At 62.7% G+C, this 14,955-nt stretch carries 12 protein-coding genes; 8 read left to right on the top strand and 4 right to left on the bottom strand.

Annotated elements, in window-relative coordinates; all coding sequences use genetic code 11:
- Positions 1 to 4 precede the first annotated feature (4 nt).
- The 4 genes from L598_RS00815 to L598_RS00800 are packed head-to-tail and all read right to left on the bottom strand — an operon-like array spanning position 5 to position 4,669.
- Positions 5 to 742, bottom strand: a complete 738-nt coding sequence (locus L598_RS00815; RefSeq protein WP_210244954.1) for an ABC transporter ATP-binding protein — start codon at positions 740 to 742, stop codon at positions 5 to 7.
- Positions 739 to 2,523: a branched-chain amino acid ABC transporter ATP-binding protein/permease gene (locus tag L598_RS00810; RefSeq protein ID WP_144859087.1), complete on the bottom strand. Its 1,785-nt coding sequence runs from the start codon at positions 2,521 to 2,523 to the stop codon at positions 739 to 741. Before L598_RS00810 ends, L598_RS00815 begins: the two co-directional genes overlap by 4 nt.
- Before the next feature lie 4 nt (positions 2,524 to 2,527).
- Positions 2,528 to 3,421 carry a branched-chain amino acid ABC transporter permease gene (locus L598_RS00805; protein WP_144859085.1) on the bottom strand — a complete coding sequence of 298 codons (894 nt, stop codon included), beginning with the start codon at positions 3,419 to 3,421 and terminating at the stop codon, positions 2,528 to 2,530.
- A 9-nt stretch (positions 3,422 to 3,430) separates the two neighbouring features.
- On the bottom strand, positions 3,431 to 4,669 hold the full coding sequence (locus L598_RS00800) for an ABC transporter substrate-binding protein (protein ID WP_144859083.1): 1,239 nt from the start codon (positions 4,667 to 4,669) through the stop codon (positions 3,431 to 3,433).
- Between the two features lie 175 nt (positions 4,670 to 4,844).
- Between L598_RS00800 and L598_RS00795 the strand changes: the two genes are divergently transcribed.
- The 8 genes from L598_RS00795 to L598_RS00760 all read left to right on the top strand — a co-directional run bounded on the left by L598_RS00795 (position 4,845) and on the right by L598_RS00760 (position 14,950).
- The gene (locus L598_RS00795; RefSeq protein ID WP_144859081.1) at positions 4,845 to 5,648 is read left to right on the top strand and encodes an enoyl-CoA hydratase-related protein; all 804 of its coding nucleotides are present in this window, start codon (positions 4,845 to 4,847) and stop codon (positions 5,646 to 5,648) included.
- Positions 5,649 to 5,735: 87 nt separating this feature from the next.
- The gene (locus L598_RS00790; protein WP_144859079.1) at positions 5,736 to 6,332 is read left to right on the top strand and encodes a biotin transporter BioY; all 597 of its coding nucleotides are present in this window, start codon (positions 5,736 to 5,738) and stop codon (positions 6,330 to 6,332) included.
- Positions 6,333 to 6,364: 32 nt separating this feature from the next.
- Positions 6,365 to 7,996: an AMP-binding protein gene (locus tag L598_RS00785; protein ID WP_186444893.1), complete on the top strand. Its 1,632-nt coding sequence runs from the start codon at positions 6,365 to 6,367 to the stop codon at positions 7,994 to 7,996.
- A complete protein-coding gene (locus tag L598_RS00780) occupies positions 7,993 to 9,567 on the top strand; it encodes an acyl-CoA carboxylase subunit beta (protein ID WP_144859075.1) in 1,575 nt (524 codons plus the stop codon). Before L598_RS00785 ends, L598_RS00780 begins: the two co-directional genes overlap by 4 nt.
- A gap of 81 nt (positions 9,568 to 9,648) precedes the next feature.
- Entirely contained in the window at positions 9,649 to 10,527 is an 879-nt protein-coding gene (locus L598_RS00775; protein WP_144859073.1) for a 3-keto-5-aminohexanoate cleavage protein, read from the top strand.
- 32 nt (positions 10,528 to 10,559) lie between these two features.
- Complete coding sequence (locus L598_RS00770) at positions 10,560 to 12,179, top strand: carboxyl transferase domain-containing protein (RefSeq protein ID WP_144859071.1); 1,620 nt, start codon at positions 10,560 to 10,562, stop codon at positions 12,177 to 12,179.
- Positions 12,176 to 14,164: an acetyl-CoA carboxylase biotin carboxylase subunit gene (locus tag L598_RS00765; RefSeq protein WP_144859068.1), complete on the top strand. Its 1,989-nt coding sequence runs from the start codon at positions 12,176 to 12,178 to the stop codon at positions 14,162 to 14,164. The genes L598_RS00770 and L598_RS00765 overlap by 4 nt, the downstream gene beginning before the upstream one ends.
- A gap of 15 nt (positions 14,165 to 14,179) precedes the next feature.
- Positions 14,180 to 14,950 (top strand): enoyl-CoA hydratase/isomerase family protein, encoded by a 771-nt coding sequence (locus tag L598_RS00760; RefSeq protein ID WP_144859067.1) that lies wholly within the window; start codon positions 14,180 to 14,182, stop codon positions 14,948 to 14,950.
- Positions 14,951 to 14,955 lie beyond the last annotated feature (5 nt).

Below are 14,955 nucleotides of genomic sequence, written 5' to 3'. Positions count from 1 at the left end.
CGCCTTACCGGATCGAAACCTCGCCCATATAGGCTTGTTTCACGGCATTCGACTTCTGCAATTCCGCTGGTGAGCCCTGCGCGATCAGCCGTCCGCCCTGAATGAGGTAGGCATAGTCGACGAATTCGAGCGATCGCTCCACCACTTGCTCGACCAACAGGATCGACACGCCCTGCTCGCGGATCTGATCGAGCTTGGTGAAGACCTCCTCGATCAGGATTGGAGCCAGACCTGTCGAAGGTTCGTCCAGCATGACCACGTCTGGTTTGCGGATCAGAGCCTGGGAGATTGCAAGCATCTGCTGCTGGCCGCCGGACAGCGAGCCTGCCGCATCGCTCGCCTTCTGCTTCAGAATGGGGAACAGAGAATATTGCTCCTCCAGCCGCCGCTGCACCTCGGCGCGGCTCAAAGAGACGCTGGCGAGACCAAGGTCGAGATTGTCTTCCACGCTCAGCTTGCGGAAAATGCGCCGGCCCTCTGCGACATGCGACAGCCCTTTACGGACGAGCGCCTCCGCTCCGGTGCCGGCGACGTTCTCCCCATTGAGCAGAACCTCACCGCCCTTTGGGCGGATCAGACCCGATACGGCGCGCAGCACCGTTGATTTGCCGGCCCCGTTGGCCCCCAGAAGAGCCACCGCCTCCCCCCGCCCGACGGCAAGGCTGATGCCCTGCACGACGGGGATGGCGTTGTAGCCAGCCGTAAGGTCTCTGATGTCGAGAATCGGTTCCGGACGGCTCATTTCGCGCCACCCATATAAGCATTGATGACGGCTTCGTCGTTGAAGACCTCCTCCGAAGTCCCTGCAGCAAGGATGCGGCCCTGATCCAGGACGGTCACATGATCGGCCACATTCGCCACGAGTTCGATGTGGTGCTCGACCATCACGAGGGTCATCCCGAGGCGGCGGATTTCCTTCAGCAGATCTCCCAGCCGGTCAAGTTCGCCCATCGAAAGGCCTGCGGCCGGCTCATCGAGCAGGATCAGCCGCGGGCGGGCCATCAGCGCCCTTGCGATCTCCGCCAGTCGCTGCTGGCCATGGGTGAGTTCTGCGGCCGGCAAATGCGCCATGCCGTCAAGTCCGACCAGCGATAGTAGCTGATGCGCCTCACGCGTGATCTCCCGCTTTTCACGCACTGCCCGCAGCAGCGAAAGGGCGATCTCGAACCCTGACGCCTTTTCACGCGTGTACGCACCGAAGCAGGTGTTCTCCAGCACCGACAGATCGCCCAGCAGCTTCGGCGTCTGGAACGTGCGCTGTACACCAAGCTTGGCGATCTGTTCCGGCGCCATCCCGAGCAGTTCGGCTCCGTCAAGCTTGATGGTTCCGCCATTGGCCGGATAGAAGCCCGAGACAACATTGAGCAGCGTCGTCTTGCCCGAACCGTTCGGCCCGACGATGACATGGATGCTGCCAGGCTCCACATTCAGCGTCACATCATCGAGCGCCTTCAGGCCGCCGAACTGCTTGCGCAGGTTAGCTATGGTCAGCGAAGCGCCTTCGACAGGCTCCGCCTCGTGCTTGAGCCTGCCGGTTGGCGCGCCGACCATAGCCTTGCGGGAACGCCGGCGACCGACCTGGTCCACGCCGCCGGCAAGCCCCGCCGGCAGGAAAACCGAGAATGCAAGCAGGCCAAAGCCGAAAACGATCATGCGGTATTCGCGCAGCGCCGTCAGCAGCTCGGGCAGGACATAGAAGGCGAGCACACCGAACAGCGGCCCGGCCAGCCTCCCCGGCCCGCCGAGCACCACGATGAAGAGAAACAGGATCGAGAACTCGAAGGAGAATTCCTCGGGCGTGACGACGATCTTGGCCGCGGCATAGAAAGCTCCAGCCAGTCCGGCGCAGGCACCGGAGAATGCAAAAGCGAAGAGCCGCATGCGGGCGGACGAAATGCCGTTTGCCTGCGCGCCGATATTGCCGTCACGAAGCGCGTGCAGCGCCCAGCCTATGCGCGAATTCACCAGATTGGCGATGATCCACCACAACAAAGCGGCGACGGCCACCAGGATGACGAAGAACCCGGTTTGGCCCTGCAACGGCCCGATCGAAGGGCTCGGAATCCCGATCACGCCGGCATAGCCGCCGGTGAAATCACGCCACTCCACCAGCATGGCCGGTACAACGAGCGTGAAGGCAATGGTGATCAGCACAAAATACCAGGACGACAGGCGCAGAGCCGGCAATCCGAGGAGGACGCTGAAGCCGAGCCCTACCAGAGTCGATAGACCTGCTGCCGGCCAGAAATTCCAGCCGTAATTGACGGTCGCGATCGCAGTGGCGTAGGCGCCGACGCAGACGAGCGCGCCATGGGCTATGGAGATGATGCCCATATAGCCGGTCAGCACGTTCAGCCCCATCGCTCCGATGAGATAAACGGCGGCGAAGGTGAAAAGCGTGAGGTAATGGCCGTTGACGAAGGCCACCGCGACCGCGCCGACGGCAAGAATGGCGCAGAGCACCGTCTCTGGCGTGAAACGCGCCCCTGCCCTGCCGACAGCCTGGTTTGCTGAACCACTCATGGGATCAAACGCTCCTGCCGGCAGCCTTACCGAACAATCCGTTCGGGCGGATGAGCAACACGACGAGCAGGATTCCAAGCAGCAGCAATTGCCGGTATCCGGTGGAAAGTGTGATGGAGCTGAGGCTCTCAACGCAGCCGATGATGATGCCGGCCAGCAGCGTTCCCCAGTTGCTTCCGACGCCGCCGAGCGCAATCGCCATGAATCCCTTGACCAGCAGGGCTAGCCCGAGAGACGTGCTGGCCAGCATCAGGGGAGCGGCGATAATGCCTGCGAAGGCGCAGTAGGCCGCGCCCGCGGCAAAGGAGATCATGGTGAGGTGCAATGGGTTGATGCCGTTGAGCCTCGCTCCGTCCCGATCTTCGGAAACCGCCGATATCGCCTTGCCAATGCGGGTGCGGCGGTAGACATATTCGATGGCGAAGACGCTGGCGACGACAATGACGAGCACCGCCACCTGATGGGTGTTGAAGGCCACCGGCCCGACGAACATGGTATCGAGGCTCGTTCCCGGCAGCGACGGCACGAAGCGCGGATCGGCCCTGAAAACCTGATCCGCGATATTGATGATGATGATCGAAAAGGCGAGCGTGCTTATCAGCCAGCCGTGGTGGTGCGACTGAACCTTCAGATGCGGCGCTACTGCCACGCGTTCCTCGAGGACTCCCAGCGCGCCTACGGCCAGCACCACCCCGATCGTGCCGACAATCCACGCCATGGACATGTCCGTTAGGAACAGCCAGCCCAGCATGGCACCAAGCATGACGAATTCGCCCTGCGCCAGGTTGAAGACGTTGGTCGGCTTGTAGGCGATGTTGAGGCCAATGCCGGCCATGGCGTAGACCGCGCCAAGCGTCACGCCATTGACCATCAGCGCCAGGAAGTCCTCCAGAAGCATGGCAGGCCCTTAGCCGCGCGGCCTGAAAAGACCTTGCGAGGCGGTGACCAGTTCGCCTGGATCTTCGACGAAGACCTGCGCCATGGCCGCCGCTTCCGGCCCATAGGCGGTATGGTTTTCCGCAGTGAACTTCATCTCGCCGAAGAGGCCCTTATAGCCGGTGAGTTGGTCGAGATACGCCTTGATCTCGTCGGTATCGAGTGACTCCGTTTCCTCCGCTGCATGCTTGAGGACATGCAGGAAGTCGTAATATGGGCTAGTCGCTGCCGGCGGAAGGGCTGCGGGCGGCAAGCCCAATCCCAGGATCTTGTCGATATAGCTCCTGACGCGCTCGTCGGGCTGCTCGCTGTCGGTGAAAGTCAATGCCTTGTAACTGGCAGCGAAGGCATCCGGATAGCGTGCCGCATCCGGCACAGCCTTGTCTGCCGCGGCGAAGACCAGCCCGATGTGGCCGACAACCGGCGGCTGCCAGCCAAGCCGTTGCAGGCCGACGAAGAACTGCGTCACATCGATATTGTTGGAGACGAAGGCGCAGAGAGCTTCCGCCCCAGCACTTCTCAGAGAACGCAGGAAAGGCGTCAGATCGTTGGAGCGCAAGGGGGAGATCTGTTCGCCGACGATGGTCAGGCCGCGTGCCGGCAGTTCTTCCTTGCAGGCGGCGAGAACCGAGGTTCCGGCGGCAGAATCTTCAACCAGGATACCGATCTTCTTGGCCCGGGTCTTCTCCGCCAGATGCTCGGCATAGATCACCGCCTGCGTCTCGACGGTGAACACGCACTGGTAATGATAAGGATACCGAGTGCCGGCGCCGCCTTCACTGGCGGTGATGTAGCCGGACTGGATGATCTTGGCCGGCGTCGAGACGGCCAGCGAAGCGAGCGTCTGCGAACTGCCCACCGGACCGACGACGAATTTGACGTCCTGATTGATCAGTTCGCGCATGGCGATCGGCTCGTTCGCCGGCGCGCCCGCGTCGTCCACCTCGACTTTGACCAGCTTACGACCGAGAATGCCGCCTGCCGAGTTGATCTCCTCGAGGGCAATGTCACCAGCAGCATAGAGCGCTTCGAAGCTGCTTGCCAGCGGTCCGGTCAGCGGGCGAACCCAGCCGATCTTCAACTCGTCGTCGGCGAGTGCGCGGCCGATGATGCCCGGCATGGCGAGCATGGCGGCACTGGCGGCGCCGGCTTTCAGCAACTGCCGACGGCCGATCGGCGCGGCAAGGGCGCGGTCCTGCAGAATCTTCATTCTCTCCTCCACCGATTGCACGGGTTTTTCCGGTTCCTCAGTAGCGGAGGATAGACAGACGACGACAGGGCGACTTGTGTGAATACGCTATGCCGACTGCCGGACCTAGCGCCTGGGCACAAGCATGTCGTGACCGATCGCGCAAAACCGGCTCCACTCAGATCAGGGTGGATGCATGAAGGTTCTTTGCGAGAAGAAGGGGCACATCGCCCTCGTCACCATCAACCGGCCAGAGGTCCGCAACTGCTTCGACCCGGAAACGACCGTGCGGCTCGCCGAGGCCTGGCGCGGCATCAAGGCGGATGACGGAATCCGAGTGGCCGTAGTGACCGGTGCCGGCGAGAAAGCCTTCTGCTCCGGCGCCGATCTCGGCCGCATGTTGCCGCTGATGAGCGGCGACAGGACGCCGGAAGACGAATGGGACCGGATGGTTGCAGGCGACGACAGCTATTTCGAGACGGCGCTGCTGCGCAGCTTCGATATCGGCAAGCCTGTGATCGCTGCGATCAACGGGATAGCCGTAGCAGGCGGAATGGAAATGGCTCAGGGCACCGATATCCGGATCGCCTCGGAAACGGCCGTCTTCGGCATGCCGGAGGTGCGCTGGGCGATCTTCCCCAAGGGCGGCTCGACGGTGCGCCTGCCGCGTCAGGTGTCGCAATCCACGGCGATGGAGATGCTTCTGACCGGCGACATGATCGACGCGCGCCGCGCGCTCGAGATAGGCTTCGTCAGCCATGTCGTGCCGCAGGCCGAGGTGCTGGACAAATCCATGCAAATCGCCGAGCGCATTGCGCGCAACGGCCCACTTGCCGCGCGAGCAATCCGCCAATCCGTCCGTGAATGCTTCGGCCGCCCTGAAAACGAGGCGTTGCGGATGGAGCAGGCATTCGCGAGACCAGTCTTCGAAAGCGAGGATATTCGCGAAGGCCCACGCGCTTTCATGGAGAAGCGCGAGCCGCGATATAACGGCCGGTAGACGGGTCATAGCCATTTCACACAAGTCTCCAGACGAACCCCACCCTTAGATTCGGATCAATCGCTTCGCGTATCGGGAGGAAGGCAAATGTCCGCAAACACGCAACACCAGTTCCCTGTTCTCGCCGAGCTCGTCGCCGGATCGTCTTTCGACCGCATGGCGATGAAACTGCTGCTGGTCGTCGCCGGTTCAGCGGCGCTGACACTTTCAGCAAAGACGAACGTGCCCTTCTTCCCGGTGCCAATGACATTGCAGACGTTGGTCGTGCTTCTGCTCGGGGCTGCCTACGGTCCACGGCTCGCGGCGGCAACCGTGCTCGTATACCTCGCGCAGGGAGCGGCCGGACTTCCCGTGCTTGCCGGAACGCCGGAGCGCGGCATCGGCCTTGCTTATATGGTCGGCCCGACTGGCGGCTTTCTTGCAGGCTTTATTATCGCGGCAGCGCTGACGGGAGCCCTCGCCCGCTTCGGCTGGACGGCTTCCGTCGGCCGGGCCACCGTGACGATGACGGCTGGAACCGTCGCGCTTTACGTGCCTGGCCTGCTCTGGCTCGGCTTCTTCGCCGACTGGGACAAAGCTCTTGAACTCGGCCTTATGCCCTTTGTCTACGGCGACATGCTGAAATTGGCCGTCGCGGCCATTGCAGCCCCGGTCACATGGCATATCCTGCACCGGATCCGCTGAGCGAAACCTCGTATCCCGGATCAGGAGGAGAAATGGCAGAGGAATTCCGCCTTCCCGACCCTAAACTGCCGTCGCTCGGCGAGCGGACGCTTGCCGGCGTCATGGAGCGCAACCTGCGCCGCAATCCGGACAAGACGGCTTTGCGCGACCCGCGGCGCTCCTTGACCTATCGCCAGCTCAACGACGAGGCACTGCGCTTAGCCGGCGGCATCACGAAGCTCGGCGTCGAGCGCCAGCAGCCGCTTCTGTTGATGCTCGACAACCATATGGACTACATCTCATGCTGGATCGCGCTCGGCCTCACCGGGCGCGTCGAGGTGCCTATCAACACCGCCTATCTCGGCTCGATCCTCGTTCATGTGATCAACAATTGCGGCGCGCGCGCCATCATCATCGAGGATCATTATGTCGAGCGTCTTGCCGCGATCGCGGACCAGATTCCCGCACTGGAGGAAGTTGTCATACGCGGCGACGTTAGCCAGGCGGCCGCCCTGCCCGAACGCATGCGGGTGCGGCCCTATTCCGACCTCTTTGACGCCGAGCCGGCTGAGCCAGAGGCGATCGCGCCCTGGGACCTGATAGGCATCATGTACACCTCGGGCACGACTGGCCTGTCCAAAGGTGTCCGCGTCACCCATGCGCATGCCTATGGCTACTCGACGCCGGAGATCTACGGCGCCTGCAAGCAGGACGACACGGCGCTGGTAGTCCTGCCACTGTTCCATATCGGCGGCCAATGGAAGGGCGTCTACAATACCCTGATCGCCGGCGGCACGACGATCATATTGCCGCGCTTCCGCGCCACGCAGTTCTGGGATGACATCCGGGAATATGGTTGCACTTATACCATGCTGCTCGGGGTGATGGCAGAATTCCTCTACCGTCAGCCGGAAAGCGAAAGGGACCGCGACCACCCGCTGAAACAGATCATCATGGTGCCGGTCATGGCCGATCTGGAGGGTTTCAAGAAGCGGTTCGGTATCGAGATCGTCAGTTCCGCCTATGGCTCAACAGAGGCAGCGGTGGCAATCCTGTCGCCCATCGGAGGCGCCGAGCCTGGTAAGATCGGCTGGCCGCGGCCGGATTACGATATCCGCCTCGTTGACGAGAACGACATGGACGTCCCGCCCGGCAAGGCGGGCGAGCTTGTCATCCGCGCCAAGGAACCCTGGGTGATCATGGACGGCTACCACGACATGCCGGAGGCGACCGCTTCGGCATGGCGCAATCTCTGGTTCCACACCGGCGACACCATGAAACGCGACGAGCGTGGAATGCTGATCTTCGTCGACCGCGTGAAGGACGCGATCCGCCGCCGCGGCGAAAATGTTTCGAGTTTCGAGGTCGAGCGCGAGATCCTGGAGCATCCGGCCGTTGCCGAATGCGCCGTGGTCGCGGTGCCGAGCGACGCCACGGAGGACGACATCAAGGCTTGTGTGGTCCTGCGGAAGGACGTCGAGGTCAGCGGGGAGGAATTGTTCACGTTCCTGCAATCGCGGCTGCCCTATTTTATGATACCGCGCTACTTCCAGTTCATGGACGAACTTCCCCGCACGCCGACCGAGAAAATCCGCAAGCAGCACCTGCGTGAGATCGGTGTCCCCGGAGGCACCTGGGATGCGGAGAAAGCGGGTTTCCCGCAAACCGGACGGCGACAGGCATGAGTGAGAACGGGAAGCTGAACGATGAATTGGTAGCGGTCGAGGCGCGTCGGCAGGCAGGCCGGGACGAAGCGCGCGCGGAAGCGGTCGCCCGTCAGCACGCGCTGGGCAAGCTGACCGCGCGCGAGCGCATCGCGCTCCTGCTGGACGAAGGCAGCTTCGAGGAGTCCGGCGCGCTGGTCGAGCCCGGCCGCGATACCTTCGACACCGAAAATCTCGAAGCGCCCGGCGATGGCGTGATCACCGGTTTCGGCAGGATCGAGGGCCGTCCGGTCGCCCTTTGCGCCTTCGATTTTACCATCGTCGGCGGTTCCAACGGCGAGCGCGGCGAATACAAGGTGCTGCGCATCGCTGCCCAATGCCTGCAGCATGGCTACCCGCTGATCATGTTGCTCGACGGTGGCGGCCATCGCATCCAGGAGGGCCTGGACAGCCGCCACTTTGCCCGCGGCACCACGCTCTTCCAGGCTTTTGCCGACCTCTCCGGCTGGGTTCCCATCATCGCCGCCATGATGGGACCTGGCTTTGCCGGTCCGTCCAACTTCGCCGCCTTGGCCGATTTCGTCGTCATGGTGGACAAGACCTCGACCATGGGCATCGCCGGGCCGGCGCTGGTGAAGGCAGCAACCGGCGAGACAATCGACAAGGAAGAACTCGGCGGGCCGCAGATCCAAGCTGACCAGGCCGGCATCGCCGATCTATCGGCGCTCGATGACGAGGCGGCGCTCGCCGCTATCCGCCGCTATCTGTCCTATTTCCCGTCCAATGCCGAGCAGGCCCCGCCCCTTCTCGACAGCGAAGACCCCGTCGATCGCCGCGAGGAATCGCTGCTCACCATCGTGCCGGAAAACATCCGCCGCGCTTATGACATGCGCAAGATCATGACCGCGATCGCTGATGAAGGCAGCATTTTCGAGATCAAGCCGACTTTCGCCAAGAGCTTGTACACCGGCTTTTGCCGCATGGGTGGCCGGCCGGTCGGCATCGTCGCGAACCAGCCGATGCATCTGGGCGGCACGCTGACGGCGGCGGCCTGCGAGAAGGGCGCGCATTTCATCTCGCTTTGCGATGCCTTCGGCATTCCGCTTCTGTATCTGATCGATGTGCCGGGTTTCATGGTCGGACCCACGGCTGAGCGAAGCGGTCTTGCCCGACGCGGCGGCAGGCTGCTCTTTGAACTCGGGCAGGCAACCGTTCCGCGCATGTCGGTCGTCATCCGCAAGGGCTATGGACTGGCCTATATCGCCATGGCCGGCGGACGCAGCTTCGACGCCGATCTCTGCGTCGCGTGGCCGACCGCCGAAATCTGCGCCATGTCCGTCGAGGGCGCGGTGGACGTCGCCTACCGGAAGGCCATCGCAGCAGCAGCCGATCCGAATGCGCATCGCGACGCCCTGATCGAACGTTTCCGCAGCCAGCTCGGCTCACTGCGCGCCGTGGAAGCCTACGGCGTCGACGACATCATCGACCCGCGCGATACGCGAAAGGCGATCATCACCGCGCTCAATCGCACGGGCCTGCGCAAATCCGGTCTTGCACGGCCGCAGCGTCATCACGCAATCTCCCCCATTTAGGGTTGAGCCAGCCAATCCGCGCAAGAAGGGTCGAAGCCGATCGCCTAGTTTCGATCCATCGGAAGCTTGAATGGACGAAATATGAGCACGAACCAGAAAGCCGTCATAACCTGCGCGCTGAACGGCGTTCTGACTGATCCACGGCAGCATCATGTACCTGTCACGCCGGAGGAGATGGCGGCCGAGGCAAAGCGGGCCTTCGATGCAGGCGCCTCCATCATGCATATCCATCTGCGCCAGCAGGGCGAGAGCGGCGGCAACCTTCCCTCTTGGGACACCAATCTCTCCCGCGAGGTCCAGGAGGCGATCCGCGCCGCCTGCCCCGGCGTCATCATCAATCACACAACCGGCGTGGTCGGCGGCGACTATCAGGGCGCGCTCGATTGCGTCCGGAAGACTAAGCCCGAAATGGCTGCCTGCAACGCGGGTTCGCTGAACTATCTCAAGGTCCGCGCGAATGGCGATTGGGCCTGGCCGCCGATGATGTTCGACAATCCGGTCAAGAAAATCCAGGATTTCATCGATGTCATGGACGAGGCAGGCACCCTGCCGGAGTTCGAGTGCTTCGATGTCGGCATCGTCCGCTGTGTCGGCATGTATCGCAAGGCGGGCATGTATTCCGGACCGCTCGAATACAACTTCGTCATGGGGGTGGCTTCCGGCATGCCGGCCAATCCCGACCTCCTGCCCTTTCTAATCGACCTGAAGGAGCCGGACGGCAGCTGGCAGGTCACCGCAATCGGCCGCGCCGAAATCTGGTCGCTGCACCGACGCTGCGCGGAGCTCGGCGGCCACCTGCGCACCGGTCTCGAAGACACCTTCTATTTGGCAGACGGAAGCAAGGCGACCTCGAACGGCCAGCTCATCGAGGAGATCGCCGGGATTGCCCGCAAAGCCGGCCGCGAGATCGCTTCGCCGGACGAGGCGCGCACCCTGCTGGGCATCCGGACGCGCGATTGAGCCGAGTCTGTCTTGAAACCCGGGGAATGACCATGCCGGAAATCCAGTCATCCGTTTCGACAAGCAGCGAGGCCTTCCGCAGGAACAGCGCCGACATGCTGGCCCTGGTGGAGAAGATGCGCGGCATCGAAGAGCGGACCCGTGCACGCTCGGCGCGTTCCAAGGACCGCTTCGAAGCGCGCAAGCAATTGCTGCCGCGCGAGCGGGTCGCACTGCTTCTCGATGCGGGCACACCCTTCCTGGAACTCTCTTCCCTCGCCGGGTGGCGCTGCGATACGTCGGATGAGGAGGAAAGCATCGCCGGCAGCGGCATCGTGGCTGGGATCGGTGTCGTTTCAGGAATCCGCTGCATGATCAATGCCAGCGACAGCGGAATTGCTGCCGGCGCTTTACAGCCTTACGGGCTAGACAAGCAACTACGGGTGCAGGAGATCGCGCTCGAGAATCGCCTCCCCTACATCCAGCTCGTGGAAAGCGCCGGCGCGAACCTCATGGCCTACCGGGTCGAGGACTTCGTGCGCGGCGGCAATATGTTCCGCAATCTCGCCCGCCTCTCTGCGGCCGGTCTGCCCGTCATCACGGTAGCGCATGGGTCTTCGACAGCGGGCGGCGCCTATCAGACCGGTCTCTCCGATTACATCGTCATGGTCCGCGGCCGCACGCGCGCGTTCCTTGCCGGACCGCCTCTCCTGAAGGCGGCGACAGGCGAGATCGCGACCGAAGAGGAGTTGGGCGGCGCTGAGATGCACACCTCCATTTCCGGGCTGGGCGACTACCTTGCCGAAGACGACCGCGACGCGATCCGCATAGCGCGCAACATCATGGCGGACCTCACCTGGGACCGCCTCGCGCCCGAGCCGGCCAAAGACTGGTCACTGCCGAATTACGATCCCGAAGGGCTAATCGGCGTCATGCCGACCGATCATAAGCGCCCGGTCGATATGCGCGAGGTGATCGCGCGCATCGTCGACGGCTCGATCTTCTCCGAGATCGGCGCCAATTACGGCAGCGCCACCCTTTGCGGTTATGCCCGTATAGAAGGCCGGGCGATCGGCATCGTCACCAATAACGGCCCGATCGATCCGGCAGGCGCCAACAAGGCGACGCATTTTATCCAGGCCTGCTGCCAGTCTGCGACACCGATCCTCTATCTCAACAACACGACTGGATTCATTGTCGGTCGCGCCTTCGAGGAGGCCGGCATGATCAAACATGGCTCCAAGATGATCCAGGCAGTAACCAATGCCACCGTGCCGCAGATCACCATTTATTGCGGCGCCTCCTTCGGCGCCGGGAATTACGGCATGTGCGGCCGCGGCTTCCATCCACGCTTCTGCTTCTCCTGGCCTAACGCCAAGACAGCCGTCATGGGCGCGGATCAGGCCGCCGGCACCATGGAGATCGTCACCCGAGCTGCTGCGGAGCGGCGCGGAGCCACGGTGGACGAGGAGCAGCTTGCCGCACAACGGGCCAAGATCACCGAGCGTTTCTCCGGCCAGATGGATGCCTTCCATACCAGCGCCCGGCTGCTCGACGACGGTGTGATCGATCCCCGCGACACCCGTTCCATACTGGCCGAGGTCATGAAGATCTGCTCCGAAGGCGATGCGCGAAAGCTCCAACCCATGCAGTTCTCGGTGGCGCGGCCATGAGTTCCGGAAAGAAAGCACCCGGTGTGACGAAGACGCCTTTTTCAACAGTTCTCATCGCCAATCGCGGTGAGATCGCGCTGCGCGTCATCCGCTCGGCCAAGGCTGCTGGTTTCAGGACGGTCGCGGTGTTTTCGGACGCCGACCGCGACGCCCGCCACGTTCGTGCGGCAGATGCAGCGGTGTGGATCGGTGAAGCTTCGCCGCGCAAATCCTATCTCGACATCAATCGCGTGATCGAAGCGGCCAAAGCGAGCGGGGCCGACGCCGTTCATCCAGGCTATGGCTTCCTTTCCGAGAACGCGCAGTTCGCCGAAGCATGCGCCAAAGCCGGACTCGTCTTCATCGGCCCGTCGGCGGAAGCGATCCGCCGCATGGGCGACAAGGCGGCTGCGAAAGCGGCGATGGAAGCAGCCGGCGTCCCTTGCGTGCCGGGTTACCAAGGGGACGAACAGGACGAGGAACGCCTTGCCGCCGAGGCCGAAAAGATCGGCTATCCAATCATGATCAAGGCGGTGGCGGGCGGCGGCGGACGCGGCATGCGCCTCGTCTCCCAGCCAGGGGAGTTTGCCTCCACCCTACGCTCGGCCAAATCCGAAGCCAAGGGCGGCTTCGGCGACGATCGCGTTCTATTGGAAAGGGCGATCGTTGAGCCGCGTCACGTCGAAATACAGGTTTTCGGCGATCGGTACGGCAATGCCATTCACCTCGGCGAACGCGACTGCTCGGTGCAGCGCAGGCATCAAAAGGTTATTGAGGAAGCTCCCTCGCCTTTCGTATCGCCGGAACTGCGCGCCAGGATGGGTGAAGCAGCGACCGCAGCAGTGCGCGCCATCGGCTATGAAGGCGCCGGAACACTGGAATTCCTCGTCGATGGCGAAGGTCGCTTCTATTTCATGGAGATGAACACACGTCTTCAGGTGGAGCATCCGGTTACGGAGGCGATCACAGGGCTCGACCTCGTCGACCTTCAATTGAAGATCGCCGCCGGCGAGCCGATCGGCTTCACACAGGAAGAGGTGCGGCTCGACGGCCACGCGATCGAGGTGCGGCTTTGCGCCGAGGACCCCGACCGCAATTTCATGCCGCAGTCGGGCAGCGTCGCCATGTGGAAGATGCCCGAAGGCGTCCGCGTCGAGGATGCGCTGGAAAGCGGCTCTGTGGTTTCCCCCTATTACGATTCCATGGTGGCCAAGATCATCACCCACGGGGCCACACGCGAAGAAGCCCGCCGCAGGCTGATACAGGCTCTCGACCGCACCGTGGTGCTGGGGATCAAGACGAACCGCTCCTTCCTGCGCTGTGCGCTGGCGCATGACGTCTTTGCACGTGGACAAGCAACCACCGCATTTATCGGCACCCATTCGGATGAGCTGCTGGCCGGCAAACGGGAACATGCGGCGGAACTCTATGCGCTTATAGCGCTGCTCTTGCACCTGACCGAGATGCCGCCGGCCGAAGGCGCAGGCGTCCATCCGTTGACCCACACCTTTCCGGTTCCGATGCGTTTCCGTATCGATGAGGAGACGATCGCTGCAACCCTCGCTTACCAGCGCAATGGGAACTATCGCGTCGAGGTGCAGGGTCAAAGCCATTCAGTGACGGTCGAAAGACTGGCCCCGGATCATCTCGCATTCGCCATCGGCGGCGTACGTCAAAAGCTGGTTTTCGCCCGCAATGGCTCAACCCTCATGCTCAATTGGAACGGCGACGACGTAACGGCGGAAGACTTGACGCGTACGGCGGAAACCAGCGCCGAAAGTGCCGATAGCGACGGAATTCTTCGCGCCTCCATGACCGGACAAGTCGTGGCCATCCACGTGGATGGCGATGACAAGATAGCTGCCGGCCAGCCGCTGATCACCCTGGAAGCCATGAAAATGGAACATGCCCAATCCCTGCGCATCGGCGGCCGAGTGGCCGAGATCATGGTCAAGAAGGGCGACCAGGTTGCGTCCGGCCAAGTTCTGGCGAGGATAGAGATCTAGATCGGGAGGGCCGATATGTCCGTTGTCCTACATGAAAAGCGCGGCAACACGTTCTGGATCACCATAAATCGACCGGATAAGCGCAACGCGATCAACAACGAGGTCATTGCCGGCATCGCCGAGGGCTGGCGCAAGGCCGAGGCGGATGATGAGGTCCGCGTCATCATCCTCACCGGCGCGGGCGAGAAAGCCTTCTGCGCCGGCGGCGATCTGCAGCCTGGCCAAGGCTTTGCTTTCGATCTTTCAAAGCCCAGCCTGCCCTATGCGGATTTGATCCGCATGGCGCTTGCTTCTAACAAGATCAGCATCGCCCGCATCAACGGCGCCTGCCTTGCGGGCGGAATGGGCCTCCTCGCCATGACCGATTTTGCCGTCGCGGCTGATAATGCCCGCTTCGGTCTTCCGGAGGTTAAGGTCGGAGTCTTTCCGATGCAGGTGATTAGCCTGCTGCAGCGCTTTGCACCCAAGCGAATAGTCGCCGAATGGTGCATGACAGGAGAATTGTTCGACGCCGACGAAGCGTTGCGTAACGGGCTGGTGAACCATGTCGCCGAAGCTGGCGCTCTCGACGCCAAGCTGGAATGGATGGTTGAACGGTTGGCGAAGAGTTCTCCTACCGCCGTCCGTCGCGGCAAATATGCAATGCGAGCCATGGCCGACATGTCCGTGGAGGAAGCGCTCGCCTACTGCGAGTCTCAGATCGTCCTCCTGGCCATGACTGAAGATGCCAAAGAGGGCATGGCCGCCTTCGCGGAAAAGCGGCCGCCCGTCTGGCCCGGCCGCTGAAGCGG

Source organism: Mesorhizobium sp. J18 (assembly GCF_007829525.1).
GTDB lineage: Bacteria > Pseudomonadota > Alphaproteobacteria > Rhizobiales > Rhizobiaceae > VLJP01.
The sequence above is the reverse complement of the archived record's forward strand: the minus strand, read 5'-3'. Positions and strand labels throughout refer to the sequence as shown.